The sequence below is a fragment of the Azorhizobium sp. AG788 genome (assembly GCF_004364705.1).
Lineage (GTDB): Bacteria > Pseudomonadota > Alphaproteobacteria > Rhizobiales > Xanthobacteraceae > Azorhizobium > Azorhizobium caulinodans.
On the sequence record NZ_SOBM01000008.1, the window covers coordinates 195,885 to 221,236 of the forward strand.

Below are 25,352 nucleotides of genomic sequence, written 5' to 3' on the forward strand. Positions count from 1 at the left end.
CGGCGACAGAGGTCCAGCCGGGAGACATGCCCGCACCATTCGGGCGGCGGTTCGTGGTGGCATCGGGGCCATCCGCTCCGGCGCCGGATCATCTTGTGAAGGCGTTCCGTGCGAACGCGGTCGGCCACTCCGGCGCCCGGAGCGACGGCCGACAATCCGGGGAAACGGTATGGCGGGCGAGGTGCAGGACGCGGGGCATGGCGCGGCTTTGGGCCCGGACGGGCTCGTGGACGCGTCCATGGTCTGGCTCGCGGGTGCCACGTTCCACATGGGTTCGGACGACCATTATCCCGAGGAAGCTCCCGTCCATCCGGTGAGGGTGGACGGCTTCTGGATCGACCGCTTTCCGGTCACCAACCGCGACTTTGCCCGCTTTGTGGACGACACCGGCCATGTCACGGTGGCCGAGCAGGTGCCCTCCCCCGCCGATTATCCGCTCCTCGATCCCCACCTGCTCGTGGCGGGATCGCTCGTCTTCTCTCCGCCCGAGGCCCAGCCCGGCCCGGCCGCGTGGGACCAGTGGTGGCGCTTCGTCGAAGGCGCCGACTGGCGCCATCCCAAAGGTCCCGGCAGCAGCCTCGAAGGGCTCGAGGATCACCCGGTGGTGCACGTGGCCTTCGCCGATGCGCAGGCCTATGCCCGCTGGTGTCACAAGGCGCTGCCCACCGAGGCCGAGTGGGAATATGCCGCGCGCGGCGGGCTCGACCGCGCGGCCTTCGCCTGGGGCGACGAACTGGTGCCCGGCGGCATCCACCGGGCCAACACGTGGCAGGGCGCCTTTCCGGTCGAGAACCTCGCCGAGGACGGCTTTGCCGGCACCTCGCCCGTGGATGCCTTCCCGGCTAACGGCTTCGGCCTCCACGACATGATCGGCAACGTCTGGGAATGGACCGACGACTGGTACCAGCCCCGGCACGATCCACCGGCGGCGCGCCCCTGCTGCGTGCCACGCAACCCGCGCGGCGGCTCCGAGGCCGGTAGCCGCCATGCCGACATCCTGGGCACCGCGTTGCCACGCAAGGTGCTCAAGGGCGGCTCGCATCTGTGCGCACCGAACTATTGCCAGCGCTACCGCCCCGCTGCGCGCTCCCCCCAGACCATCGACACCGCCTCGGGACACATCGGCTTCCGCTGTGTCCGGCGTGGTCCCACGCAGGAAACGAAATGACGGATACGCACCGCAACGAGACCGAGGCCGGCCCCAGCCGGCGCGACGTGCTGGCCGGGACGGCCGGTTTCATGGCCGCCGTGGCGGGCCTTTCGGCCCTCGCCAGCCCGGCGCGCGCGCAGGCCGCGCCGCGCCCGCACATCCTCTACATCCTGGCGGATGATCTGGGCTTCGCCGACGTCGGCTTCCACGGCTCGGACATCAAGACGCCGAACCTCGACAAGCTTGCCGCCACCGGCGCGACGCTCGGCCAGTTCTACACCCAGCCCATGTGCACGCCGACGCGCGCGGCCCTCATGACCGGCCGCTACCCGCTGCGCTACGGCCTCCAGACCGGCGTGATCCCCTCGGGCGCGAGCTATGGCCTCGCCACCGACGAATTCCTGCTGCCGCAGGCGCTGAAGAGCGTGGGCTACAGCACGGCGCTGATCGGCAAATGGCACCTCGGCCATGCCAAGCAGGACTTCTGGCCCCGCCAGCGCGGCTTCGATTATTTCTACGGGCCGCTAGTGGGCGAGATCGACCATTACAAGCACGAAGCCCACGGCGTCGTGGACTGGTATCGCGACAACAAGCAGGTGGTCGAGGAAGGCTACGACACCGAGCTGTTCGGCGCCGACGCGGCGCGGCTGATCGGGGCGCATGATCCCAAGACGCCGCTGTTCCTCTACCTCGCCTTCACCGCGCCCCACACGCCCTTCCAGGCACCACAGGCCTATGTGGACCGCTACCCGAACATCACCGATCCGGCGCGGCGCCTCTATGCGGCGATGATTTCCGCCATGGACGACCAGATCGGCAAGGTGGTGGCGGCGTTGGAGCAGCGCGGCATGCGCGAGAACACGCTCATCGTGTTCCACAGCGACAATGGCGGCACGCGCTCCAAGATGTTCGTGGGCGAAGGCGCGTTCCATGGCGAACTGCCGGCCAGCAACGCGCCCTATCGCGACGGCAAGGGCACGCTCTACGAGGGCGGCACGCGTGTTGCGGCGCTGGCCAACTGGCCGGGCCGCATCACGCCCGGCGCGGCGGATGGCGTCATGCACGTGGTTGACATGATGCCGACCCTCGCCCGGCTGGCCGGCGCGAACCTCGACCGCTCCAAGCCGCTGGACGGCGTGGACGTGTGGTCGGCCCTGTCCAGCACGCGCACCTCGCCGCGCGACGGCGTCGTCTACAATGTGGAGCCGACACAGGGCGCGGTGCGCGAGGGCAACTGGAAGCTCTACTGGCACGCTCTGCTGCCGCCGAAGGTCGAGCTCTATGATCTCGCGAAGGACCCCTCCGAGACCACGGACGTCGCCGCCCAGCATCCCGAGAAGGTCGCGGCCCTGCAGGCGCACGTGGTCGACCTTGCCCGCACCATGGCGCCCCCGCTCTTCTATGCGGCAGCCCTGAAGGCGGCGCTCTCGGCCCCCCTCTCGACGCCCACCGGCGCCCTCTATGGCCTCGGGATGGAAGACGATTGATGGCCCGCCTTCTCTCGTCCGCCTCCCCCATCGCCCTTGTCCTGACGATCGCAGCGGCCTTCCCGGCCGCCGCGGCGGATCTCACGCCGGCGGCGCCCCAGAGCCTGCCCGTCGCGCCCGTGGCCACCGCCGACACGCCGGTCTTCTATGCCACGGGCTATCTGTGGGCGAGCGCCTTGCACGGCACGACGGGGACGCTGCCACCCCTGCCGCCGGCGGAGGTCAATCTGAGCTTCGGCGACATCCTGAAGAATTTCGACGGCGGCCTCATGGCCGCTGCCGAGATGCGCACGGGGCGCTGGAGCTTCCTCGGCGATGTGATGTTCTCGCAGGTCTCGCCCGATGGAAACCTGCCCGGCCCGTATCGCACCGGCGTGGAACTGCGCTCGCGCAGCCTCACCTTGCAGGCCAATGCCCTCTACCGCGTCTATGACGGACCTGCGGTCGATTTCGATGCGGGCGCGGGCCTGCGCTACTGGAACCTCGACAACCGCGTGAACGTCAACGCGTCGCCGGTCCTGCCGGGCATCGGCTATAGCGAAAACGAAGCCTGGGTCGATCCCCTGGTGGTCGGCCGCATCATCGCCCGCCTCGGTGGACCCTGGAGCCTCACGGTGGTGGGCGACGTCGGCGGCTTCGACGTCGGCTCGACGCTCACCTGGCAGATGATCGGTACGGTCAACTACCAGTGGAGCGAGCAGCTCGCCCTTCGGGCGGGCTACCGCTACCTGTCCGTGGACTATCGGGCCGGCGACTTCCTGTACAATGTGCAGATGCAGGGGCCCATCCTGGGGGCCACCTACCGGTTCTGACCCGTTCGCCGCCCTCTGGACCTCAGATGTGCCAGAGGGCGGCGAAACCCGTCGCGAAAGCCTCGATCTCGTCCTCTGTATTGAAGTAATGCACCGAGGCCCGGAGGACCGGGCCGCCGCGCGCCTCCAGAGCAAGGCGCGCCTGGCTCTCGCCGATGGCGGCGGCAAAGATGCCCCGCTGGCGCAGAGCCTCCACGAGCGCGCCGACATCCCTGCGCCGGTCGGCCCAGGTCATGATGCCCGTCGCGGCGGGATCGCCCGCCTCCATCGGCAGCGGCGCGCCGAGGGCGGCCAGACGCGTACAGGCCAGATCGACCAATGCGCGGATACGGGCGGCGATCCGCCCCGGGCCGACCTCGCGTGCGAGACGGGCCGCAGCCCCGAGCCCCAGACGCACGGCGGGATTGAATTCGAAGCTCTCGAAGCGGCGCGCATCGTCCCGCCACAGGAAATCGTCCGCGCCCGTCCACGTCCCGCCACCGAGATCGCGCAGCGGGGGCCCCGCCTGCGCGAGGATGCGGTCAGACACGAACAGGACGGCGGCGCCCTTCGGCCCGCGCAGCCATTTGCGGGCGGGAAAGACCAGCACGTCCGCGCCGAGCGCCGAAACGTCCACGGGTATCTGCCCCACCGCCTGCGCAGCATCGATCATCACCAGCGCCTCGCGCCGGCGCGCCTCTTCCGCGATCGTCTCAACGTCAGCAGCGACACCGCTGGACGTGGGCACAAGGGAGAAGGCGACGGCGCCTCTAGCGCCCGCCTGCACCAGGGCCGCCGGGCTCGATTGCCCGAGCGGGCCTATGGGCACGAGCGACACCTCCAGCGCGGTCCCCGTCGCCATGGCGCTGGCATTGAGGATGTTCGCGCCCCAGTCGCTGCGGGCGAGCGCGATGCGCCGCAGGCCCGAGGAGACGCAAGCGCCGAGCGCCAGCGCCCATCCCCGGCTGGCGGTCTCCACAAACGCGATGTTGCGCGGCGGGCAGTTGAGCAGCGCCGCCACCGCGTGGCGCGCGCCCTCAATGTCTCGCGCGTGCGCCTCCATGGCCGCGTGGGTGCCCACGGCCTGCTCCAGCGCGATGAAGTCCGTCATCACGCCCGTGACTGCCCGCGGCATCAGGCTGGTGCTGGCATGGTTGAGATGGATGCGGTGGCCGGTCGCGGGCGTTTGCGCCCGCAGGTCCGCAATCTCGGAAGATGTGAAGGGACCCGTCATCATCGCAGCCGCGCCCGAGCGAGGCCGGAAAGCCGCGAGTTGGCCTCGTCCACCCGTCCGATGCGCGTCAGGCCGCCGACGCCGAGAGCGATGCCCGCTGCGGGGTGTGAGACGAGGAAAGGCATCCGGACCTCCACGCTGCCGGGGCTCTTCCGCCCGGCGGCACACATGAGGATAGTCGAAGATGCACGTCCGGCGGAGGAGAGCTTTCGCCTCCTTCCGCATCGGTTCGGGCGGCGGTTCGAGACCGCGCCATCACCCGGCGTCGGTCGCTTCCAGTTCCGGCGGCAGGGCGCGGACGGGCAGACGGGCGCCGTCGAAGCGATAGGGCGGCGCCAGAATATAGCGGGGCGCGCCGGCTCCCTCCTCGCTCCGCACCACCATGCCCGCACGCTGTGCCCGCTCGGAGGTCAGCGCCTCGTGCAGACCCAGCACCTCGCCGGCCGGGATGCCGGCGGCCCGCAGGCTCGCCAGCAGTCCGGCGCGGGTGCGGCGGGCGAGTTCCGCCCGCAGCTCCGGCAACAGGTCGGCCCGATTACGGGAGCGCTCCAGATTGGTGGCGAAACGCGGATCGGCGGCGAGGTCCGGCCGCCCGATCACGCTCGTGCAGAAGCGCTGGAACTGGGCATTGTTGCCTACCGTGATGACCAGCGCCCCATCCTGCGCGTCGAAGACGCCGTAGGGCACAATGGAGGGATGGGCATTGCCGTAGCGCGGCGGATCGATGCCCTGCACCAGTGCTTCAAGGCCGTAGTAGGAGGTGAGCGCCAGCCCGCTGTCGAACAGCGCCAGCTCCACCCGGCTGCCCTTGCCGGTGCGCTCGCGCTTGTAGAGCGCCGCCAGCAGGGCCTGCGCCGCATACTGACCGGTGAAGAGGTCCACCGCCGCGAGGCCGAACTTCAGCGGCGGGCGCTCGGCCTCGCCGTTCAGCGCCATGAGACCCGCCTCGCCCTGGACCAGAAGGTCATAGCCGGGGCGGCTCGCCTCCGGCCCCTCGCTGCCGTAGCCGGAAATCGAGCAATAGATGAGACGGGGATTCTCCGCCGCCAGCGCCTCGTATCCAAGCCCGAGCTTGTCCGCCCCGCCGGTCTTGAAATTCTGCACCACGATGTCGGCGTCGCGGGCCATGGCCTTCACCTGCGCCAGTCCCTCGGGTGTCGCAAGGTCGATGCTGACGGAGCGCTTGTTGCGGTTCACCGCATCGAAATACGAGGTGGTGGTGCGCCCGGTGCGCAGGCCCCAGTCGCGCGTATCATCGCCCCGCTCGGGATGCTCCACCTTCACCACATCCGCGCCGAGGTCGCCCAGCACCATGGCACACCAGGGACCAGCGAGGATGCGGGAGAGGTCCAGCACGCGCACGCCGGCCAGCGGCAGATCGGAAGGGGCGTCGGTCATTCGTCTGTCCTCGGGGTCAGGCGCCCATCACGCCATCCAGCCGGCGCACCATCTCGATGAGGCGCGGACGCACCTCCTCCATGAGGAATTCTGGGCTGGTGATGACGGTGGGAGCACCGCAATTGATGGCCATGGGCGGCATGCCGCCGCCGGGCCGGAAGCCCAGGGCGATCGCGCTCACATTCTCCTGCCACTCGCCGAAGGAGCAGCAGCAGCCGATGGTCGCCTGATCCTCAATGGCCTTCTCGAGATTGGCCTTCACCTTGGGCCAGGCGAGCGGATCGAGCATCCGCAGTTCCTCGAACAAAGGCGCACGCTCCGCCTCGGTGAGGGCAGCGATATAGGCGCGGCCGATGGAAGAGCGCACCATGGACATGCGCACGCCCACATCGATGTTCAGCGAGATGGCGGCGGGCCCCCGCTGGCTTTCCACATAGCGCATGCTCAGGCGGTCGCGGACCGCGAGGCCGACCGAGGCACCGGAGAAATTGGCGAGATCGCGCATGGCGGGGCGGGCGAGCTGGCGCACGTCCAGGCCGCCGAGGGCCACGGTGCTGAGCGCCACGAGCTGGGTGCCCAGCCGATACTTGCCCACCTCCTCGACGAAATGCAGATAGCCGAGCTTGGTGAGGGTGTAGGTCAGGCGCGAGACGGTGGACCGGGGCAGCTTGCAGCGGTCCGCAATCTCGTGATTGGCCAGAAAGGTCTCGCCCCGCTTGAAGCACGCCAGAACCTCCAGCCCGCGCGCGAGGGCGGTGACGAAGTGCCGGTCTTCCTTGGCATCGCCTTCGTCGAGGTCGCTCGTCTGGGCTTCGGGCTGGGTCATCATGGTTTCCGGTCGGCGGTGCGGATCAGGAGCGCTCAGGATGCGCCGTCCCGCTTCTTGAAGAAACGGGCAAAGGCGGCCTGTGCCGCAGGCCCCCGCCGCAGGGCATGGAAGCTCTCCGCCTCCAGCGCAAGGGCGGCGGACACCGCATCGCGCGTATGGGCGCGCAAGAGACGCTTGGTGGCGAGCACGGATTCCGGCGGCAGGGCCGCCAGCGCACCGGCCTTCTCCAGCGCCAGTGCCAGGGCGCCGTCCTTTGCCGTCACCGCATTGATGAGACCCGCGTCGCAGGCGACATCCGGGCCGAAAGCCTCGCCCAGCATCAGCAACTCGGCCGCCATCTTGGTACCGGCGATGCGGGGCAGCAGATAGCTGGAGGCGCCTTCCGGGCAGAGGCCGAGCGCGGCGAACGGCAGGCGGAAGGTGGCGCCCGCGCCCGCATAGGCGAGATCGCAATGGAGCAGCATCGTCGTGCCGATGCCCACCGCAAAACCTTCGACGGCCGCCAGCAGCGGCGTGCCGCAGGCGGTCAGCGCCTGAAGGAAGGTCAGGCCCGCACTGGGGCCGGTGTCGCTGGTGTCCTGAAAATCGGAGAGATCATTGCCGGCGGTGAAGCAGCCTTCCGCGCCGGTGAGCACGATGGCGCGCACCGCCTCATCCCCATCGGCCTCCGCGATGGCCTCACCCAGCGCGCCATAGGTCGCCCGGTCCAGCGCATTGCGCCGCTGCGGCCGGTTGATGGTGAGAAGGCGCACGCCCGGCTGGGGATCGCTGAGGAGCAGGCTCTCGGTCATCAGGCTTCTCCTCCGGCAAAGCGGGCCGCGGTGGCCGCGAGGCGCTCGCGCGCCGTGGCATATTCGTGCGCGAGACGGTCCACCACCTGCGCCACGGGGGGCACGTCGCCAATGGTGCCGACGCCCTGCCCCGCGCCCCACACATCCTTCCACGCCTTCACCCGGCCGGAGCCGAAGTTCATGGATGACTTGTCCGCATGGGGCAGCGCCTCCGGATCGAGGCCCGAGGCCACGATGGAAGGCTTGAGATAATTGCCCGGAACGCCGGTGAAGTAAGGCGTGTAGAGAATGTCCGCCGCCGCGCTCTCGGTGATCATCTCCTTGTAGCGGGCGGCCGCATTGGCCTCCGCCGTGGCGATGAAGCGCGTGCCCATGTAAGCGAAGTCCGCCCCCATGGCCTGCGCCGCGAGGATCGCGTCGCCCGTGGTGATGGAGCCGGACAGGGCGATGGGGCCGTCATAGAAGCGGCGCACCTCGCCCAGAAGCGCGAAGGGGCTGAGCGTGCCCGCATGACCGCCCGCGCCGGCGCAGACGAGAATCAGTCCATCCACGCCCGCCTCCAGCGCCTTCTCCGCATGGCGCACGCTGATCACGTCGTGAAAGACCAGCCCGCCATAGGAATGGGCCTGCCGCACCACATCGCCCGGCGGCCGCAGGGAGGTGATGATGAGCGGCACCTCATGGGCGACGCAGGTCTCCATGTCCCGCTCCAGACGGTCATTGGAGGCGTGGACGATCTGGTTCACCGCGAAGGGGGCGATGCGTCGGCCAGGATCGGCCGCCTGCGCCTCCGCAAGGCGCGTCTTGATGGCGGTGAGCCAGCCGTCCAGCGTGTCCGGCGCACGGGCATTGAGCGCCGGGAAGGAGCCGACGACGCCCGACAGGCACTCGGCAATGACAAGCTCCGGCCCCGACACGATGAACATGGGCGAGGCGATGACCGGAAGCCGCAGGCGGCCCTCCAACGCCGGGGGCAGCGGACGGCGCGCGCTCATGCGCCCGCGCCTTCGCGGGCGAAATAGAGATCGTGCAGCCGGTCGAGATCGATGCTGGCCGCCGGCTCGGACATCACCACCTTGCCGGAGCGGATCAGGTGCACATCGTCCGCCACCGACAGTGCGATGCGGGTGTTCTGCTCGATGAGCACGATGGTCGTGCCCTCTTCCTTGAGGCGGCGGATGATCTCGAACACCTCGTTGACGATCACCGGCGCGAGACCCAGGGACGGCTCATCGATGAGCAGGATGCGGGGCTTGGCCATGAGCCCGCGCCCCATGGCCACCATCTGCGCCTCGCCGCCCGAAAGCGAGCCGGCGAGCTGCGCCCGACGCTCCTTAAGGCGCGGGAAGAAGCTGTACATGCGCTCAAGATTGGCCGACAGGTCGCCCCGGCAGCGGGCCGGATAGGCGCCGAGACAGAGGTTTTCCTCCACCGTCATGTCGCGGAAGACGAGGCGGCCTTCCGGCACCATGACGAGGCCCTGCGCCGCCAGATCCCAGGTCTTGCCCTTCAGGGGGGCGCCATCGAGCAGGATCTCGCCCGTGTGCGGCACGAGGCCCGTCAGCGCCCGCAGCAGCGTAGTCTTGCCGGCGCCGTTCGGCCCCACGATGGAAGTGAGCGCGCCGGCGCGGAACTTCAGGTTCACGTCCCACAGCACGGTAATAGCGCCATAGCCAGCAGAGAGGTTGCGCGTCTCAAGCATGGGCCGCCCCCGTATAGCTTTCCACCACCGCCGGATTGTTGAACACCTCGGTCGGCGTGCCGTCGGCAATGAGCTGGCCGAAGTTCAGCACCACCGCACGGGTGCACAGGTTCGAGATGGTCTCGATGTCGTGCTCGACGATCACGATGGTGAGGCCGAACAGCGCGTGCAACTCCTTCAGCTTCAGCATGAAGCTGCGCTTCGCGTTGCTCTCCAGCCCCGCGAGCACCTCGTCCAGCAGCAGCAGGCGCGGCTCGGTGGCCAGCGCCTTGGCGATCTCCAGCCGCTTCAGCTCCTGAAGCGCCAGGGCCGACGCCGCATCGGCATCCGCCTTATGGGAGAGCTGCATCACCTCGAGAATCTCGTTGATGCGCGCGGGATCATTGCGGCCGGCGCCAAACACCTGCGCCACCGTGAGGTTCTCGCGCACGGTGAGATGGTGCATCGGCTGCGGGATCTGGAAGGTGCGCCCGATGCCCGCTTTGGCCCGCCTGTGCAGCGGCAGGCCGGTGATATCCTGCCCGCCGACGCTGATGCGCCCACGCGCCCGCACGAGGCCCGAAATGGAGTTGAACAGCGTCGTCTTGCCGGCGCCATTTGGGCCGACGAGACCGAGAATTTCGCCCTTTTCAACCGAAAAGCTGATGTTGGACAGCGCGAGCAGGCCGCCGAAGCGGACGGAGACGCCCTCAAGCGCGAGCATGATGCTTGCCTCCGCTGCGGGAGAAGAAACGGGACAGAAGACCGGCAAGGCCGTTCGGCGCCACCAGCACCATGATGGCGAGGAGGATGCCGAGCAGGATCTGGTGGCCGACGGGGATGAGGCTCTTGGCCACGACCTGATCGAACATGTAGATCACGATGGCGCCGAGCACCGGCCCGAGCACCGTGCGATAGCCGCCGAACACCGCCGCGATGATGGGCATCACGCTCCAGATGCCGGAGAAGGCATAATCCGGCTCCAGGAAGCCGATGATGTGCGCGTTCAGCGCACCGAACATGCCGGCGATGAAGGCCGAGAGCATCAGCATCCAGGTCTTGAGCAGGGTGCTGTTCACGCCCACGACCCGGGTCGCATCCTCGCTCTCCGCGATGGCCCGGAGCGCGATGCCCACATGGCTCCGGCGGATGGCCACGTAGATGATGGCGCAGATGACCACCATCGCCAGCACCAGAACGTAGCTGCCGTGGCGCTCGGCGAGATTGAAGCCGAAAAGCGTGGGCAGGCCGGGATAGCGCTGGAGGCCGGCAGCGCCGCCGGTCAGCCAGGTGGCCTCGGTGGCGAGAATGCGGAAGATCTGCGCATAGGCGAGGATGGCGAGGGCGAAATAGGGCCCCGAGAGCCGCAGCGCCGGCAGCATGGCGAGCGAGGAGATGGTGGCGATGAGGCCGGCCAGCGGGATCGCCAGCAGCACCGGCACGCCGAGCCGCGCCGCCAGCAGCGCCGAGGCATAGGAGCCGACCCCGAAGAAGGCTGCATGGCCGAACGAGACCATGCCGCCGAGATTGCCGAGCAGCGCCCAGGAGAGGGCGAGACCGGCAAGGATGAGGGCGGAGATGAGCAGCCCCAGCATGTAGGGGCTGGCGCCCGCCGCCAGCGGCAGCAGGGCGACGACCACGAGGCCGGCCCCGAGGGCAAGGCTGCGGCCGGAGAGTACGGGAGAGGACGTCTGTGACATGGCTCGCCTCTCAGCCGCGGCGGGCGCTGGCGCCGAACAGGCCGTTCGGCATGAGGAAGAGGACCAGCAGGAACAGCACCATGCCGGCGAGTTCCTGAAGGGCGGAGCTGGCGAAGGTGACGGTGAGCGCCTCCGTGACGCCGAGCAGCACGGCGCCGAGCAGAACACCCGGAATGGATCCCACACCCGCCAGCACGGTGATGATGAAGGCCTTCACGGTGAGCGCGTGCCCCACCGCCGGCTGCACCACGCTCATGGTGTAGAGCGCGACACCCGCGACGCTCGCCAGAGCGCCGGCCACCAGGAAGGCCACCGTCTCGATGCGGGTGGGATTGATGCCCATGAGCTTGGCGGCGCCGCGATTGGACGACACAGCGCGCACCGCCCGGCCGTACCAGCTCGCCTTCAGCCACCACCACAGGAAGCCCATCAGGACGATGGAGAGCCCGAAGGCGACGAGCTCGCCCTTCATGGCGAAGACGTCGCCGAAGGAGATGGCATCCTGCAGGAAGACGGAGGTTGTGGTGCGCATGTCGCTGGCGAACACCAGCAGGATCGCATTGGTGAGGATGATGCCGACGGCGAAGGTGAGGATCAGCGAGTTGAGCTCGCGATGATCCTTGATCATGTTGACCAGCATGAACAGCACGATGCTGACCGCGGAGACGACCACCAGCGCCAGGGGGATGGCCATGTAGGGCTCGAGCCCCAGCCGCTGCTCCACCACATAGGCCATGTAGGCCGCGAGCAGCACCAGCTCGCCATGGGCCAGATTGATGATGCGCATGGCGCCGAAGGCGAGCGCGAGGCCGAGCGCCACAAGCGCATAGACGCTGCCGATGAGCACGCCGGAGAACAGCGCCTGCAGGATGAGTTCGGTCATGTCACCTCAGGGGGAGGCTGAACGGGAACGCGGGACGGAAGGACGAGCCCGCGCGCCTGAGGCACGCGGGCTCTCCGTGTCACCAGGGAAGGGCCGGATAGGCGATCTCGGCGGTGGCGGCGGACTTCGGCGACACCAGTACGATCTTGCCGTCGCGGTGCTGGCCCATGGAGAGCGCGAAGTTCGGATTGTCGCCCGTCTGGTCGAACTGGAGGCGGCCCAGCAGCGTCTCGCGGTCGGTCTTGCGCATCTCGTCCACGAGGCCGCCCTTGTCCAGCGTGCCGGCGGTGGCGGCGCGCTGGATCGCCTCGCACAGCAGCGTGGTCTCGACGAAGCTCAGGGAGGCGAGATACTCGATGTCCTTGTTGAACATCTCCTTGTAGGTCGCCGCGAACTTCTGGCCCTCGGGGCTCTTCACTTCCACCGGATAGGGCAGGAAGGAGGTGCCGACCACGTTGTTCATGAGATCGGGGAATTCGGTGTACATCTTGGGGGTGGCCAGCGACCACGCGCCCACGATGAGCTTCACCTGCGGCTTCAGCACCTTGGCGGCGCGGATGATGCCCACATAGTCGTTCTCATAGGCCGACATCATGATGATGTCGGACTTATCCTGAAGCTTGATCTTGTTGATGATCGGCTTGAAATCGGTGATCGCCGGATCAAATTTGTGAACCGTGACCTTGATGCCCTTGGCGGCGAGGTCCTTCTCCAGCCCCTCGGCGAGCAGGGCGGGCGCCTCCTTGGTGGAGGCGATGATGGAGACCGCCTGCGGCTTCAGATCGATCAGCAGGTTGGCGATGCCGCGCTGGTAGCCCGCATTGTTGTTGATGCGGAAGAAGGTCTTGAGGCCGCGCTGGGTGAGCTCGTCAGAGACTGCGCCGGCGGTGATGTAGACCTTGCCGAGCTTGTCGGCGGCGTCGGAAGCCGGGCCGACGATGTTCGAGCCGTAGCCGCCGATGATCGCCACCGAACCGGAGGCGGAGAGCTTCTCGACCGCGGAGACCGCCTTGGCGGGCGTGCTCTCGTCGTCGATCACATCCACCTTGAACTGCACCTTCGGCGAGTTGGCGTTGCACATGCGGATCGCCACCTGCATGCCTTCGTTGAAGGCCTGTCCGGAGCGCGCCAGCGAACCGGTGAGCGGCATGTGGGCGCCGATCGTGACGACCTTCTCCTGCGCCTGAGCCACCGGCACACCTGCCCCAAGGGCAAGCGCCAGCGTCGCCGATACGATGGCGGATCGGACCATGTGACTTCCTCCCGTTAGCGTTCCGGACACCCGCGGTCTTCCCGGGAAAAAAGCGGCGCCGGATCAGGCGCCCTACCTGCGAGATGACCGAAAGCGTCGTGCCGCGTTGCCTCCCATACGCGGTTGGGTCCGCGTGTATGGCCCCTTCCGCGACGGATCTCAGGGGCAAGAACTGCATCGCATGCGGAACGCGGGATTGTCAATTTCCGCAGACATGAATTCCGTATTGCAGAACATATAGCCATATTTGGTAATTAGGAACCTCCTGTCTCGCCCGCCGACCTTGACAGCCGATCCGGCACGCTCCATCAACGAGCGGAATATGCAGACGATAGTTCTGCAATGCAGAATATGGGAGGACGCATGGACCCCGTTCGCACCGAGATCTCCGCCGCCGGCGTTGCCACCCTCACCATTGCCAATCCGCCCGTGAACGCGCTCGGCGCGGCGGTGCGGGCCGGCCTGGTCTCCGGCCTCACCGCGGCCCTCGCCAATGCGGACGTGCGGGCCATCGTCATCGCCGCCGAGGGCAAGGTCTTCGTGGCCGGCGCCGACATTTCCGAATTCGGCAAGCCGCCCGTGCCGCCGTCCCTGCCCGACGTTCTTTCGGCCGTGGAGGGCAGCGCGAAGCCGGTGGTCGCGGCCATCAACGGTCTCGCCCTCGGCGGCGGGCTGGAACTCGCCCTCGCCTGCCATGCCCGCGTCGCCGCGCCGGCCGCCAGGCTCGGCCTTCCGGAAATCAAGCTCGGCATCATTCCCGGCGCTGGCGGAACGCAGCGCCTGCCGCGTCTCGTTGGCGCCGCCCCCGCCTTCGCCATGATGGCGGGTGGTGAGCCCGTCTCTGCCGAAAAGGCCCGCGCCATGGGCCTCGTGGACGACATCGCCGATGGCGATCTGGTTGCTACCGCCGCCACCCAGGCGCTCCGGCTGGCGGAAGCCGGCACCTGGCCCCGCTCCGGCGCGGCCGAGGGCAAGTTCAGCGCCGAGGACCGCGCCGCGTTCGAGACGGCGGCCAGCGACGCGATTCGCAAATCGCCCCGCATGCCCAATGTGGCGGCGCTCGCGCATGCCGTTCGGGTTGGCCTCGAGAAGGGCCTTGCGGAAGGCCTCGCCGCAGAGCGCGCCGCCTTCCTCGAACTCGTGAAGGACCCGACCTCCAAGGCCTTGCGCCACCTCTTCTTCGCCGAGCGCGAGGCCGCGCGCGTGCCCGGCATCGGCAAGGAGGTGAAGGCGCGTCCCGTCGCCAGCGCCGCCGTCATCGGCGCCGGCACCATGGGCGGCGGCATCGCCATGTGCTTCGCGCAGGCGGGCATTCCCGTCACCCTCATCGAGGTGAAGGAAGAGGCGCTCAGCGCCGGCCTCGCCCGCATCCGCTCCAATTACGAGACCTCCGTGAAGCGCGGCTCGCTCACCTCCGAGAAGATGGAGCGGCACCTCGGCTTCATCACCGGCCGTGTGGGCCTTGAGGCCGCAGCCGAGGCCGACATCGTGGTGGAGGCGGCCTTCGAGGACATGGGCGTGAAGGCCGAAATCTTCGGCGCGCTGGACCGCATCGCCAAGCCCGGCGCCATCCTCGCCACCAACACCTCGTATCTCGACGTCAATGCCATCGCCGAGACGACCAAGCGTCCGCAGGACGTGGTGGGCCTTCACTTCTTCAGCCCCGCCAACGTCATGCGCCTGCTGGAGATCGTGCGCGGCGCCAAGACGGCGCCGGATGTGCTCGTCACCAGCCTCGACCTCGCCCGTAAGATCGGCAAGCTGCCGGTGGTGGTGGGCGTCTGCTACGGCTTCGTGGGCAACCGGATGCTCGCAAAACGTACCCAGGCCGCCGAGCGGCTGCTGCTCGCCGGCGCCATGCCGCATGAGGTCGATGATGCGGTGACCGATTTCGGCTTCCGCATGGGCCCCTTCGCCATGAGTGATCTGGCCGGCCTCGATATCGGCTGGCGGGCGCGCAAGGCCACGGGCGCGAAGGCGCCGGTGGCGGACGCGCTGGCCGAGCAGGGCTTCTTCGGCCAGAAGACTGGGCGCGGCTTCTATCGCTATCCCGAAGGCGCCCGCAAGGGCGAGCGCGATCCGGATACGGAGGCGCTCATCACCCGCCTCTCCGATGAGCGGGGAATCACCCGCCGCAGCTTCTCCCGCGAGGAGATCATCGCCCGCCTCATGTACCCGATGGTGAATGAGGGCGCGAAGATCCTGGAAGAAGGCATCGCCTCGCGCTCCAGCGATGTCGATGTGGTGTGGGTGAACGGCTACAACTGGCCCAACTTCACCGGCGGCCCCATGCACTGGGCGGAAGGTGTCGGTCTCGCCAGGATCGTCGAGGCGCTGGACGCTCTCGCCGCCGAGACGGGCGACGACAGCCTGAAGCCTGCCGCTTTGCTGCGGAGGCTGGCGCAGGGCGGCTCCTTCGCGGACAAGGACGCCGCCTGATGTCCGCCCCCGCCCGCCCCCTGTGGCAGCAGCACTTCCCCGATGTGTGCGACTGGGATACGCCGCTGGAAATCACCACCCTGCCCCATCTCCTCGCCGCCGGCGTGGCAGCCAAGGGAGAGGCACCGGCTTTCGACTTTCGGGGCGCGAAGCTGTCCTATCTCCAGCTCGCCCGTGAGGTGGATCGCCTCGCGAGCGGCCTCAGCGCCGCCGGCGTGGCGGCAGGCGATGCCGTCGCTCTGCTGCTGCCGAACACGCCGTGGCATCCCATCTGCTTCTTTGCCGTCACCCGGCTCGGGGCGCGGGTGGTGCACATCAGCGCCCTCGATGCCCGGCGGGAAATCCATCACAAGCTGAAGGCCACCGGCGCACGGCGGCTCATCACCACCAATCTGCCCGGCTTCCTGCCGGGTGCGCTGGACGCGCTGGCGGAAGGCCTGCTGGATGAGGTGCTGGTGGGCGAGGATGCCCGCTGGGGTGCGGGCGATGTCGCGCCCCTGCCCGTGCCGGACGAAGCCGGCGTGCGGCCGCTCGCCGCTCTGTTCAGCGACGCGCCGCTCACCGCGCCGCTGCCGCAGCCCGGCGACATTGCGGTGCTCCAGTTCACCGGAGGCACCACGGGCCTGCCGAAGGCCGCCATGCTCAGCCACGGCAACCTCACCTCGGCGGTCAGCATGTATCGGCTGTGGCGCGATGGCGGGCGCCCGTTGGTGGCCGGCACGGAGAAAGTGGTCGCAGTCCTGCCGCTGTTCCACATCTACGCGCTCACCACGGTGCTCCTGCGCCACATCCGCGACGGCAACGAAATCCTGCTGCGCCAGCGCTTCGATGTGGAGACGCTAATCCGCGACGTGAGCGAACTGCGTGCCACGCAATTCTCCGGCGTGCCTACCATGTGGGTGGCGCTGCTGAACCGTCCGGGCGTCGAGAGCGTGGACTTCTCATCGCTGAAATCCTGCGTCAGCGGCGGTGCGCCCCTCCCCTTCGAGGTGCAGGCCAGGATCGAGGCCATTGTGGGCAACCAGCTCAACAACGGCTGGGGCATGACCGAGACCGGGCCTGCCGGCTCCCGCGTGCCATTCCGCGTGACGCGCCGGCCCGGCCTCATCGGCGTGCCGCTCCCGGGCCTCGCCATGCGCATCGTGGCCATGGACGATCCGGGCCGCGCCCTGCCGCCCGGCGAAGTGGGCGAGATCGCGATTCGCGGGCCGAACGTCTTCGCCGGCTATCTCGGCGACGAAGCGGGCACGGCCGCCGCCTTCCACGACGGCTGGTTCCTCACCGGCGACATGGGGCGCATGGACGACAGCGGCCTGTTCGAGATCGTCGACCGGCGCAAGAACATGATCATCTCGTCCGGTTTCAACGTCTATCCGGCGGCCATCGAGAACGCGATTTACGAGCACCCTTCGGTCCATGAGGTGATCGTCATCGGCGTGCCCGATGCCTATCGCGGCCAGTCGGCGCGGGCTTATGTGGTGCTGAAGCCCGGCGCGCCCGCCTTCACGCTGGAAGACCTGCACGCTTTCCTCGCCGAGCGCCTCGGCCGCCACGAGATGCCGCGCTCGCTCGAATTCCGCGAGGCCCTGCCCCGCAGCCCGGTCGGCAAGCTGCTGCCCAAGGTGCTGATCGAGGAAGTGGCCGCGCAGACGCCCGCCCCGGCGGCGGGCCACCCATAAGATACCGGAGGATACACCCCAGATGGTCGATGCCGTCATCGTCTCCACCGCCCGCACGCCCATCGGCAAGGCGCAGCGCGGCGCGTTCAACATCACAAAGGGCGCGGACATGGCCGCCCACGCCATCCGCCACGCGCTTGCAAAGGGCAAGGTGGAACCGGCCAGCGTGGAAGAGGTGGTTCTCGGCTGCGGTTATCCCGAAGGCGCCACGGGCGGAAACGTCGCCCGCCACGCCTCGCTGATCGCGGGCATACCGGTCACGGCGTCCGGCGCCACGGTGAGCCGCTTCTGCGCCTCCGGCCTTGAGGCCATTGCGGGCGCGGCCCGACGCATCGTCATGGACGGCGTGCCGGTGGCGGTGGCTGGCGGCGTGGAGAGCATCTCGCTGGTGCAGCCCGTCAATCGCGAGCTGTTCCGCAATGACTGGCTGATCGCCAACAGGCCGGACATCTACGTCACCATGATCGAGACCGGCGACACGGTGGCCCGCCGCTACGGCGTCTCGCGCGAGGCGCAGGACCAGTTCGCCCTTGCCAGCCAGCAGCGCACCGCCCGTGCGCAGGCTGCCGGCCTGTTCGATGACGAGATCGTCCCCATGACGGTCGAGAAGGAAATCACCGACAAGGCGAGCGGCGAGACGCGCCGCGAGAGCGTGACCCTCACCAAGGATGAAGGCAACCGCGCGGACACGACGCTGGAGGGCCTCGCCAAGCTGAAGCCGGTACGCGGCGACGACTGGTATGTCACCGCCGGCAATGCGAGCCAGCTCTCGGACGGCGCCTCGGCCACCGTTCTCATGTCCTCCACCGAGGCCGCGCGCCAGAATGCGCCCGTGTTGGGCATCTTCCGCGGCTATGCCACCGCCGGCTGCGAGCCGGACGAGATGGGCATCGGCCCGGTCTTCGCCGTGCCGCGTCTGCTGGAACGGCAGGGCCTGAAGGTCTCCGACATCGGCCTGTGGGAGCTGAACGAGGCCTTTGCGTCCCAGTCTCTTTACTGCCGGGACACGCTCGGCCTCGACCCCGAGATCGTGAACGTGAACGGCGGCGCCATTTCCGTCGGCCATCCCTTCGGGATGAGCGGCGCCCGGCTCGTCGGCCATGCGGTGCTGGAAGGCCGGCGCCGTGGCGTGCGCTACGCGGTCGTCACCATGTGCATCGCCGGCGGCATGGGCGCGGCCGGCCTCATTGAAATCAACCCGGACGCCTGATCCATGGACCTGCGCTTCACCCCCGAAGAGATCGCCTTCCGCGAGGAGGTGCGCACCTTCTTCCGCACCGATATTCCGGCGGAAATCCGCGCCAAGGTTTCGGAAGGCCGCAAGCTGGCGCGGGAGGATTACGTCACCTCCCAGCGCATCCTCAACGACAAGGGCTGGGCCGTGCCCCACTGGCCGGTGGAGCATGGCGGCCAGACGTGGAGCGCCGTGCAGCGCTACATCTTCATGGAAGAGCTGATGCAGGCGGCCGTGCCGCTGCCGCTCCAGTTCAACTGCTTCATGGTGGGCCCGGTCATCGCCACCTTCGGCAACGAGGCGCAGAAGCAGCGCTTCCTGCCACGCATCAAGAGCCTTGAGGACTGGTGGTGCCAGGGCTTCTCCGAGCCCGGTGCCGGCTCGGACCTCGCCTCGCTGAAGACCCGCGCGGTGCGAGAGGGCGACCATTACATCGTGGACGGCCAGAAGACCTGGACCACGCTCGGCCAGTATGCCGACTGGATGTTCTGCCTCGCCCGCACCAATCCGGACGCCAAGAAGCAGGCGGGCATCTCCTTCCTGCTCATCGACATGAAGACCCCCGGCGTGACTGTGCGCCCCATCATCACCATCGACGGGCGGCACGAGGTCAACGAAGTCTTCCTCGACAACGTGAAGGTGCCGGTCGAGAACCTCGTGGGCGAGGAGAACAAGGGCTGGGACTATGCCAAGTTCCTGCTCGCCAACGAGCGCACCGGCATCGCCCGCATCGGCATGTCGAAGGAGCGGATCGCGCGCATCAAGCGGCTCGCCCGCTCCACGCCGGCGGGCGCCGGCACCATGTGGGACGATCTCGATTTCCGCAGCCGCCTCGCGAGCGTGGAAATCGAACTGAAGGCGCTGGAAATCACCCAGATGCGCGTGGTGGCCGCGCAGGCGACCCGCGACCCGACGAAGCCCGACCCGGCCTCCTCCATCCTCAAGATCAAGGGCTCGGAGCTTCAGCAGGCCACCACCGAGCTGCTGCTGGAGCTCGCCGGCCCTAATGCCCTGCCGGCCACGCGCGATGAGGCCGGGCACAACGACATGGAGAGCCTGTTCGCCTGGGCGGACACGGCAGCGCCCACCTATTTCAACATGCGCAAGGTGTCCATCTACGGCGGGTCCAACGAGATCCAGCACAATGTGATCGCCAAGGCGATCCTCGGCCTGTGACGGACGGCGCGGAGAGACTGTCATGAATTTCGACCTGTCGGACGAGCAGGCCCTGCTGCGGGACACGGTGCAGCGCTGGGCGGCGACCATCTATCCCGGCCTCGAACAGCTGGAAGCCGCGCGCCGCGCGCCGCTGGGCTTCATGGAGAACCGCTGGGCGGAGCTGGCCGAGCTCGGCCTGCTCGGCCTGCCCTTCGCAGAGGAAGACGGCGGCTTCAGCGGCGGCCCTGTGGAGCTGCTGGTGGTGGCCGAAGCCCTCGGCCGCGCGCTGGCGCCGGAGCCCTATCTCGCCAGCATCGTGCTCGGCGCCGGCGCCCTGCGCCTCGCCGGCTCGCAGGCGCAGAAGGACGCGCTCCTGCCGGGCGTCATCGACGGCTCCGTCCGCCTTGCCTTCGCCCATGGCGAGGCGCAGGCGCGCTACGACCTGAACGATGTGGCCACCACCGCCCGCGCGGTGGAAGGCGGCTACCGGCTGGACGGACGCAAGAGCGTGGTGCTGAATGCGGATGCCGCGCAGACCCTAGTGGTGAGCGCCCGCACAGCGGGCGGGCGACGGGATGAGGCGGGCATCACGCTCTTCCTCGTGCCGGCCGATGCCCCCGGCGTGACCCTCACGCCCTACCCGACGCACGATGGCGGCCGCGCGGCCGACGTGGTCCTCGCCGACGTGTTCGTGCCCACGGACGCCGTGCTCGGCCCGCAGGACGCCACTCTGCCGATCATCGAGCGCATCATCGACGGCGGCATCGTGGCGCTCTGCGCCGAGGCCGTGGGCCTCATGGAAGCGCTGCACGAGCTGACCATCGAGTATCTGAAGACCCGCAAGCAGTTCGGCGTCTCCATCGGCTCCTTCCAGGCGCTCCAGCACAAGGCCGTGGACATGCTGGTGGCGCTGGAGCAGGCCCGCTCCATGGCGCTCTATGCGGCCATGATGGTGGAGGCCGAGGATGCGGAGGAGCGCCGCGTCGCCATCTCCGCCGCCAAGGCGCAGATCAACCGCTCCGCCCGCTTCGTGGGACAGACGGCGGTGCAGCTCCATGGCGGCATCGGCATGACCATGGAATATCTCGGCGCGCACCACTTCCGCAGGCTGGCGGCCATCGAGCTGACCTTCGGCGACACGCCCTTTCACACCCGCCGCGTGGCGAGCGAGAAGGGCCTCGTCGGCGCTGACTGACGGTCCGCGTGTGAAGTGATCCGCCAGAGGCGTCCGCTTCACCCGCGCGAACTCCAGGTGCCGCAAGTACCGGCAGGCGCTGGCATCGGTGATCGAGGCCGGCGCTGGAGCACGCGCCGATCAGATTGCATCGCAATCTGATCGGATCACGCGTTCTCTTTCTTGAATTTAGAGGGCGATTCACCGAGCGGATTGATTCAATCCGCTCGGATCGCGCTCTGGAGGCCCAGCACCGTTGCCCGTTGACGATCCGGCATCCCGCAGCCATGAACGGCAGACGGGGCCGGGAGCGCAGAGCCGAGCATGGATGCGGGAGCGGGATTGACGGCGGAAGAGAAGCTGACCTTCGCCAAGGCGGCGCGGCGACTCATCCCGTTCATGATGCTCCTGTATCTCGTGAGCTTCCTCGACCGGGTGAACGTCGGTTTTGCCGCCCTCACCATGAATGCGGACCTCGGCTTCTCCCCGCAGGTCTATGGCTGGGGCGCCGGCATCTTCTTCATCGGCTACTTCCTGTTCGAGGTGCCCTCCAATCTTGTGCTGGAAAAGGTGGGCGCGCGGCTCTGGATCTGCCGCATCATGGTCACCTGGGGCCTCATCTCCGCCGCCACCGCCTTCGTGACCGGTCCGACCTCCTTCTTCCTCCTGCGCTTCCTCCTCGGCGCGGCGGAGGCCGGCTTCCTGCCGGGCATGATCCTTTATCTCGGCACCTGGTTTCCGCTCGCCATGCGGGCGCGCTATGTCGCCCTCTTCATGGCAGCCGTGCCTATCGCCAGCGCGGTGGGCTCGCCGCTATCGGCACTGATCATGCAGAGCCACGGCTTTGGCGGCCTCGCCGGCTGGCAATGGCTGTTCATCATCGAAGGCCTGCCCGCCGTCCTGCTCGGCTTCGTTGTTCTGGTGCTGCTGCCGGACGGCCCGGCGGACGCCCGCTGGCTGACTGCGCGCGAACAGCAGGTGATCGCAGGCCGGCTGGCGAAGGACAACGCAGCGGGCGATGCCACCGCCCGCCACGCCTTGTGGCCCGCGCTCCGGGATGGGCGGGTGCTGCTGCTGGGGCTCGTCTATTTCGGACTGGTGGTCGGGCTCTACGGCATCGGCCTCTGGCTGCCGCAGATCATCCGTGACATGGGCTACAGCGTCGAGCAGGTGGGGCTGCTGCTCGTCCTGCCCTATGCCCTGAGCGCCGTCGCCATGCTGGCCTGGGGCCGCCACAGCGACCGTTCGGGGGAGCGTATCCTGCACGTGGCGGGCGCGGCCTTCCTCGGCGCGGCTGGGCTTTTGGCGAGCGTGCATGTCCCGACGCCCCTGTTGGCCATCGGCGCGGTCACCTGCGCCTCCATCGGCATCTATGCGGCGCTCGGCCCCTTCTGGTCGGTGCCCCCGCTCTTCCTGCGCGGAACCGCGGCCGCCGCCGGCATCGCACTCATCAATGCCGTGGGCAATCTTGGTGGCTTTGCCGGTCCCTATGCGGTGGGCTTCATCAAGCAGCATACCGACCGCTTCACCGCCGCTCTCGAGCTGCTGGCGGCCGTGGTCCTCCTCGCGGGCCTCCTCGCCCTCGTCCTGCGGGCGTTCCTGCGCCAGCGGGGCGACCTGCCGGCCCCACGACAGGTCGCCCGCCGCCCCTGACACATCGGGGGCGTCCGGCAGGCGGACAGGTCCGTTTTTCCGCTACGCCCGGAAGCAGCCGTCGCCTTAGACGAAGACAAGAAGAAGCATGTGGGAGGATGAAACGGGCGCCCATACGCCCGGCGCCGACCGCACCCTCCGTCCTGCGCCAAACGGACGGCCGGTGCGCGCAGGTCTTCGGCCTGCCCGAACAGGCATTCACGATACCCCATCAAGACATTCCCAGCGAAGGGGGCCAACCTTCCGAGGGAATGCTCCCGTCTCTGCTTCCGGTGGCATGGGCAAACCTGCCCGCCGACCGGACAAGCGTATTCCGCCCCAACAATAAGATCAGCCGGAGGGCTCAAGGACATGACCAGCATTTCGCAGACCAGCGCACGGCATGCACCGGCGCATCTCAGCCGGGCACAGTGGCGCATCATCCTGCTCGCCAGCCTCGGTGGATCGCTCGAATTCTACGATTTCATCATCTACGGCATCTTCGTCCAGTACATCTCGGCGCAGTTCTTTCCCGCCAACGATCCCTATGTCTCGTTGATCCTGTCCTTCTCCGTGCTCGCGCTGGGCTTTCTCGCCCGCCCCTTCGGCGGCGCACTGCTGGGCACGCTGGGCGATCGCTACGGCCGGCGGCCGGTGTTCATCGCCTCGCTCGGCCTCACCACGCTGGCCACCATCGCCATCGGTCTGCTGCCGGGCTACGACCGCTGGGGCATCGCTGCCCCGCTGCTGCTGGTCGCCTTCCGTCTGGTGCAGGGCGTCTGCCTCGGCGGCGAACTGCCGGGTGCCGTCACCTACGCCGTGGAAGCCGCCCCGCGGCGGGCGGGCCTTGCCTGCGGCTTCATCATCTTCTGCGTCAACGTGGGCGTGCTGATTGCCACCCTCGTCAATCTGGGCATCCAGTATGCGCTGCCGCCACAGGATGTCGCCTCCTATGGCTGGCGCATCGCCTTCCTTTTCGGCGGCGTCATCGGCCTCGTCAGCTTCGCCCTGCGCCGCAAGCTCGAAGAATCGCCGGAATTCGTGAACCTGCACGGCAAGGCGGCCAAGCATCCGCTGGGCGAACTGGTGCGCAACCACGGCCGTGCGCTGCTGGTGGCGGCCGGAGTCGCGGCGATCATCGCCGGCTTCAACGGCATGCTCTACGGCTTCGTGCCGGCCTTCCTGGTGAAGACCCTCGGCTATCCCGCGCCCGAGGTGGCCCTTGCCATGACCGTGGCGCTGGTGGTGAGTTCCATCGGCCTGATGATCGCGGGATGGGCGGGCGACTTCATGTCGGCGCGCCTCATCCTGCGGGCCGGCTCGCTGCTGATGCTGATCACGGTGGTGCCGCTGTTCGCGCTCATGGCCAACCGGGGTGCCAGCATCGTGCTCGTGCTCGCGCTTCTCTCGCTGGTCTTCTCCCTCGCCAGCGGCATCTGGCCGAGCATCCTCGCCACCCTGTTCCCGACCAAGGTGCGCTTCACCGGCATCGCTCTGTCCTACAACATCAGCGTCACCATTCTCTCGGGCTTCGCACCGCTCGCCGCCACCATGCTGATCGAGCGCACGCAGATGCCCTCCGCGCCCGCCCTTTACATCGCTCTGTGCGCGGCCCTCAGCCTGTGGAGCAGCTTCCTCGTGCCGGAGCGCCGGGGGGCGTCACGGGATGAGCGGGTGGAAGCCCCGCTCAAGGCCTCGGGCCTGCCTCCGCTCTGAGCCCTGTCCGCCCAGCGGACCCCAAGCGACCGGCGGGCGACAGGCCCGCCGGTTCCGCTTAATCAGGACGCGCGGTCCGGACGCCGCATCCCGAGCCATTTTCCGGACTCGCCCCCCGCCACCAGCAGGAAGGACACCGCCATGGGCATCATCGCGCTCGGCTATATCGGCATCCGCTCGGACAAGATGAGCGACTGGCACGATTTCGCCGCCGGCCTTCTCGCCATGCAGGCCATGGATGTCAGCAAGGCCGCCCGCACCTTCCGCATGGACGACCAGCGCCAGCGCCTGTTCGTCGTCGACGAGCCCGGCCCGGTGCTCGCCGCCATGGGCTGGGAAGTGGCGGAAAAGTCAGACCTCGACCATTTCGGCGCGCGTGTGGAAGCCGCCGGATGCGCCGTGCGGCGCGGCAGCCGCGCGCTGGCCGACCAGCGCTTTGTTGAGGATTTGATCACCTTCGAGGACCCGGACGGCAACAGCGTGGAGCTGTTCTTCAATCCCATGCGTGCGAGCGAGCCCTTCGTGCCCGGCCGCCCCATCTCGGGCTTCCGCACTGGCGCGCTCGGCATGGGCCATGCGGTGCTGCACGCGATCCGCATCGAGGCCCTGCTGCCCTTCTATCGCGACGTGCTGGGCTTCCATGTCACGGATTACGGGCTGACGCCCTATCCGCTGTATTTCTTCCATGTGAACAACCGCCATCACAGCTTCGCCATGGTGGGCTCGGGGCAGATCGGCTTCCATCACTTCATGGTGGAGTTCTGCAATCTGGACGACGTGGGCCAGGGCTATGATCTCGCCCAGCTTCAGGAGGGGCGCGTCGCCTATACGCTCGGGCGGCACACCAATGATTACATGACCTCCTTCTATGCCCATTCGCCCTCCGGCTTTTTCGTGGAGAACGGCTGGGGCGGGCGGCAGATCGACCCGGCCGCCTGGGAGCCGCACGAGACCTTCGCCGGGCCGAGCTTCTGGGGTCATGAGCGGCTCTATCTGCCGGAAGAGCCGCGCGCCCGGCTGCGCCAGATGCGCCTCGACGCTGCCGCCAACGGCATCCGCGCGCCCGCCGTGGTGGACTGCCCCTGGCTCTACGGCCAGCTCGCCGGCTGATCCCTTTCCGATCC

At 68.4% G+C, this 25,352-nt stretch carries 22 protein-coding genes; 11 read left to right on the forward strand and 11 right to left on the reverse strand.

Annotation, left to right across the window (positions count from 1 at the left end; genetic code table 11):
• The first annotated feature begins 238 nt into the window (after positions 1–238).
• The 3 genes from DFO45_RS20945 to DFO45_RS20955 are packed head-to-tail and all read left to right on the forward strand — an operon-like array spanning position 239 to position 3,449.
• Positions 239–1,168 carry a formylglycine-generating enzyme family protein gene (locus tag DFO45_RS20945; RefSeq protein WP_133866451.1) on the forward strand — a complete coding sequence of 310 codons (930 nt, stop codon included), beginning with the start codon at positions 239–241 and terminating at the stop codon, positions 1,166–1,168.
• Entirely contained in the window at positions 1,165–2,637 is a 1,473-nt protein-coding gene (locus tag DFO45_RS20950; RefSeq protein ID WP_133866380.1) for an arylsulfatase, read from the forward strand. Before DFO45_RS20945 ends, DFO45_RS20950 begins: the two co-directional genes overlap by 4 nt.
• On the forward strand, positions 2,637–3,449 hold the full coding sequence (locus tag DFO45_RS20955; protein ID WP_208299847.1) for a hypothetical protein: 813 nt from the start codon (positions 2,637–2,639) through the stop codon (positions 3,447–3,449). Before DFO45_RS20950 ends, DFO45_RS20955 begins: the two co-directional genes overlap by 1 nt.
• Positions 3,450–3,471: 22 nt before the next feature.
• Here the strand turns inward: DFO45_RS20955 and DFO45_RS20960 are convergent, their stop codons facing one another.
• The 11 genes from DFO45_RS20960 to DFO45_RS21005 all read right to left on the reverse strand — a co-directional run bounded on the left by DFO45_RS20960 (position 3,472) and on the right by DFO45_RS21005 (position 13,196).
• Positions 3,472–4,662: an aminotransferase class V-fold PLP-dependent enzyme gene (locus DFO45_RS20960; RefSeq protein ID WP_166657203.1), complete on the reverse strand. Its 1,191-nt coding sequence runs from the start codon at positions 4,660–4,662 to the stop codon at positions 3,472–3,474.
• The gene (locus DFO45_RS25450) at positions 4,662–4,787 is read right to left on the reverse strand and encodes a hypothetical protein (RefSeq protein ID WP_280960291.1); all 126 of its coding nucleotides are present in this window, start codon (positions 4,785–4,787) and stop codon (positions 4,662–4,664) included. The genes DFO45_RS20960 and DFO45_RS25450 overlap by 1 nt, the downstream gene beginning before the upstream one ends.
• A 130-nt stretch (positions 4,788–4,917) precedes the next feature.
• Positions 4,918–6,060, reverse strand: a complete 1,143-nt coding sequence (locus DFO45_RS20965) for a CoA transferase (RefSeq protein WP_133866382.1) — start codon at positions 6,058–6,060, stop codon at positions 4,918–4,920.
• Between the two features lie 16 nt (positions 6,061–6,076).
• On the reverse strand, positions 6,077–6,886 hold the full coding sequence (locus tag DFO45_RS20970; protein ID WP_043879418.1) for an IclR family transcriptional regulator: 810 nt from the start codon (positions 6,884–6,886) through the stop codon (positions 6,077–6,079).
• A 35-nt stretch (positions 6,887–6,921) separates the two neighbouring features.
• Positions 6,922–7,680 carry an enoyl-CoA hydratase-related protein gene (locus tag DFO45_RS20975; protein ID WP_133866383.1) on the reverse strand — a complete coding sequence of 253 codons (759 nt, stop codon included), beginning with the start codon at positions 7,678–7,680 and terminating at the stop codon, positions 6,922–6,924.
• Complete coding sequence (locus DFO45_RS20980) at positions 7,680–8,675, reverse strand: nitronate monooxygenase family protein (protein WP_133866384.1); 996 nt, start codon at positions 8,673–8,675, stop codon at positions 7,680–7,682. Before DFO45_RS20980 ends, DFO45_RS20975 begins: the two co-directional genes overlap by 1 nt.
• Complete coding sequence (locus DFO45_RS20985) at positions 8,672–9,382, reverse strand: ABC transporter ATP-binding protein (protein ID WP_133866385.1); 711 nt, start codon at positions 9,380–9,382, stop codon at positions 8,672–8,674. The genes DFO45_RS20980 and DFO45_RS20985 overlap by 4 nt, the downstream gene beginning before the upstream one ends.
• Positions 9,375–10,085, reverse strand: a complete 711-nt coding sequence (locus DFO45_RS20990) for an ABC transporter ATP-binding protein (protein WP_133866386.1) — start codon at positions 10,083–10,085, stop codon at positions 9,375–9,377. The genes DFO45_RS20985 and DFO45_RS20990 overlap by 8 nt, the downstream gene beginning before the upstream one ends.
• Complete coding sequence (locus DFO45_RS20995; RefSeq protein WP_133866387.1) at positions 10,072–11,061, reverse strand: branched-chain amino acid ABC transporter permease; 990 nt, start codon at positions 11,059–11,061, stop codon at positions 10,072–10,074. Before DFO45_RS20995 ends, DFO45_RS20990 begins: the two co-directional genes overlap by 14 nt.
• 10 nt (positions 11,062–11,071) lie before the next feature.
• Positions 11,072–11,944 carry a branched-chain amino acid ABC transporter permease gene (locus DFO45_RS21000; protein WP_012171395.1) on the reverse strand — a complete coding sequence of 291 codons (873 nt, stop codon included), beginning with the start codon at positions 11,942–11,944 and terminating at the stop codon, positions 11,072–11,074.
• Between the two features lie 79 nt (positions 11,945–12,023).
• Positions 12,024–13,196: an ABC transporter substrate-binding protein gene (locus DFO45_RS21005; protein ID WP_133866388.1), complete on the reverse strand. Its 1,173-nt coding sequence runs from the start codon at positions 13,194–13,196 to the stop codon at positions 12,024–12,026.
• Positions 13,197–13,559: 363 nt separating this feature from the next.
• Here DFO45_RS21005 and DFO45_RS21010 point away from each other — a divergent pair, with 363 nt between their 5' ends.
• From DFO45_RS21010 to DFO45_RS21045, 8 genes are all read left to right on the forward strand, one after another.
• The gene (locus DFO45_RS21010; RefSeq protein ID WP_133866389.1) at positions 13,560–15,635 is read left to right on the forward strand and encodes a 3-hydroxyacyl-CoA dehydrogenase NAD-binding domain-containing protein; all 2,076 of its coding nucleotides are present in this window, start codon (positions 13,560–13,562) and stop codon (positions 15,633–15,635) included.
• A complete protein-coding gene (locus DFO45_RS21015) occupies positions 15,635–17,314 on the forward strand; it encodes an AMP-binding protein (protein ID WP_133866390.1) in 1,680 nt (559 codons plus the stop codon). Before DFO45_RS21010 ends, DFO45_RS21015 begins: the two co-directional genes overlap by 1 nt.
• A gap of 22 nt (positions 17,315–17,336) precedes the next feature.
• Complete coding sequence (locus DFO45_RS21020) at positions 17,337–18,524, forward strand: acetyl-CoA C-acyltransferase (RefSeq protein WP_133866391.1); 1,188 nt, start codon at positions 17,337–17,339, stop codon at positions 18,522–18,524.
• 3 nt (positions 18,525–18,527) lie between these two features.
• A complete protein-coding gene (locus DFO45_RS21025; RefSeq protein WP_133866392.1) occupies positions 18,528–19,724 on the forward strand; it encodes an acyl-CoA dehydrogenase family protein in 1,197 nt (398 codons plus the stop codon).
• Positions 19,725–19,746: 22 nt separating this feature from the next.
• Positions 19,747–20,901, forward strand: coding sequence for an acyl-CoA dehydrogenase (locus DFO45_RS21030; RefSeq protein ID WP_133866393.1), 1,155 nt, complete (start codon positions 19,747–19,749; stop codon positions 20,899–20,901).
• Positions 20,902–21,204: 303 nt separating this feature from the next.
• Positions 21,205–22,533, forward strand: coding sequence for an MFS transporter (locus tag DFO45_RS21035; protein WP_133866394.1), 1,329 nt, complete (start codon positions 21,205–21,207; stop codon positions 22,531–22,533).
• A 351-nt stretch (positions 22,534–22,884) separates the two neighbouring features.
• Positions 22,885–24,228 carry an MFS transporter gene (locus DFO45_RS21040; RefSeq protein WP_133866395.1) on the forward strand — a complete coding sequence of 448 codons (1,344 nt, stop codon included), beginning with the start codon at positions 22,885–22,887 and terminating at the stop codon, positions 24,226–24,228.
• 141 nt (positions 24,229–24,369) lie between these two features.
• Entirely contained in the window at positions 24,370–25,338 is a 969-nt protein-coding gene (locus DFO45_RS21045; RefSeq protein ID WP_133866396.1) for a VOC family protein, read from the forward strand.
• Positions 25,339–25,352 lie beyond the last annotated feature (14 nt).

What these genes read in the sequence shown, in the direction of transcription:
- DFO45_RS20945 (WP_133866451.1), top strand. Translation starts at nt 239, where the DNA reads ATGGTCTGGCTCGCGGGTGCCACGTTCCACATGGGTTCGGACGACCAT.
- DFO45_RS20950 (WP_133866380.1), top strand. Translation starts at nt 1,165, where the DNA reads ATGACGGATACGCACCGCAACGAGACCGAGGCCGGCCCCAGCCGGCGC.
- DFO45_RS20955 (WP_208299847.1), top strand. Translation starts at nt 2,637, where the DNA reads ATGGCCCGCCTTCTCTCGTCCGCCTCCCCCATCGCCCTTGTCCTGACG.
- DFO45_RS20960 (WP_166657203.1), bottom strand. Translation starts at nt 4,662, where the DNA reads ATGACGGGTCCCTTCACATCTTCCGAGATTGCGGACCTGCGGGCGCAA.
- DFO45_RS25450 (WP_280960291.1), bottom strand. Translation starts at nt 4,787, where the DNA reads ATGCCTTTCCTCGTCTCACACCCCGCAGCGGGCATCGCTCTCGGCGTC.
- DFO45_RS20965 (WP_133866382.1), bottom strand. Translation starts at nt 6,060, where the DNA reads ATGACCGACGCCCCTTCCGATCTGCCGCTGGCCGGCGTGCGCGTGCTG.
- DFO45_RS20970 (WP_043879418.1), bottom strand. Translation starts at nt 6,886, where the DNA reads ATGACCCAGCCCGAAGCCCAGACGAGCGACCTCGACGAAGGCGATGCC.
- DFO45_RS20975 (WP_133866383.1), bottom strand. Translation starts at nt 7,680, where the DNA reads ATGACCGAGAGCCTGCTCCTCAGCGATCCCCAGCCGGGCGTGCGCCTT.
- DFO45_RS20980 (WP_133866384.1), bottom strand. Translation starts at nt 8,675, where the DNA reads ATGAGCGCGCGCCGTCCGCTGCCCCCGGCGTTGGAGGGCCGCCTGCGG.
- DFO45_RS20985 (WP_133866385.1), bottom strand. Translation starts at nt 9,382, where the DNA reads ATGCTTGAGACGCGCAACCTCTCTGCTGGCTATGGCGCTATTACCGTG.
- DFO45_RS20990 (WP_133866386.1), bottom strand. Translation starts at nt 10,085, where the DNA reads ATGCTCGCGCTTGAGGGCGTCTCCGTCCGCTTCGGCGGCCTGCTCGCG.
- DFO45_RS20995 (WP_133866387.1), bottom strand. Translation starts at nt 11,061, where the DNA reads ATGTCACAGACGTCCTCTCCCGTACTCTCCGGCCGCAGCCTTGCCCTC.
- DFO45_RS21000 (WP_012171395.1), bottom strand. Translation starts at nt 11,944, where the DNA reads ATGACCGAACTCATCCTGCAGGCGCTGTTCTCCGGCGTGCTCATCGGC.
- DFO45_RS21005 (WP_133866388.1), bottom strand. Translation starts at nt 13,196, where the DNA reads ATGGTCCGATCCGCCATCGTATCGGCGACGCTGGCGCTTGCCCTTGGG.
- DFO45_RS21010 (WP_133866389.1), top strand. Translation starts at nt 13,560, where the DNA reads ATGGACCCCGTTCGCACCGAGATCTCCGCCGCCGGCGTTGCCACCCTC.
- DFO45_RS21015 (WP_133866390.1), top strand. Translation starts at nt 15,635, where the DNA reads ATGTCCGCCCCCGCCCGCCCCCTGTGGCAGCAGCACTTCCCCGATGTG.
- DFO45_RS21020 (WP_133866391.1), top strand. Translation starts at nt 17,337, where the DNA reads ATGGTCGATGCCGTCATCGTCTCCACCGCCCGCACGCCCATCGGCAAG.
- DFO45_RS21025 (WP_133866392.1), top strand. Translation starts at nt 18,528, where the DNA reads ATGGACCTGCGCTTCACCCCCGAAGAGATCGCCTTCCGCGAGGAGGTG.
- DFO45_RS21030 (WP_133866393.1), top strand. Translation starts at nt 19,747, where the DNA reads ATGAATTTCGACCTGTCGGACGAGCAGGCCCTGCTGCGGGACACGGTG.
- DFO45_RS21035 (WP_133866394.1), top strand. Translation starts at nt 21,205, where the DNA reads ATGGATGCGGGAGCGGGATTGACGGCGGAAGAGAAGCTGACCTTCGCC.
- DFO45_RS21040 (WP_133866395.1), top strand. Translation starts at nt 22,885, where the DNA reads ATGACCAGCATTTCGCAGACCAGCGCACGGCATGCACCGGCGCATCTC.
- DFO45_RS21045 (WP_133866396.1), top strand. Translation starts at nt 24,370, where the DNA reads ATGGGCATCATCGCGCTCGGCTATATCGGCATCCGCTCGGACAAGATG.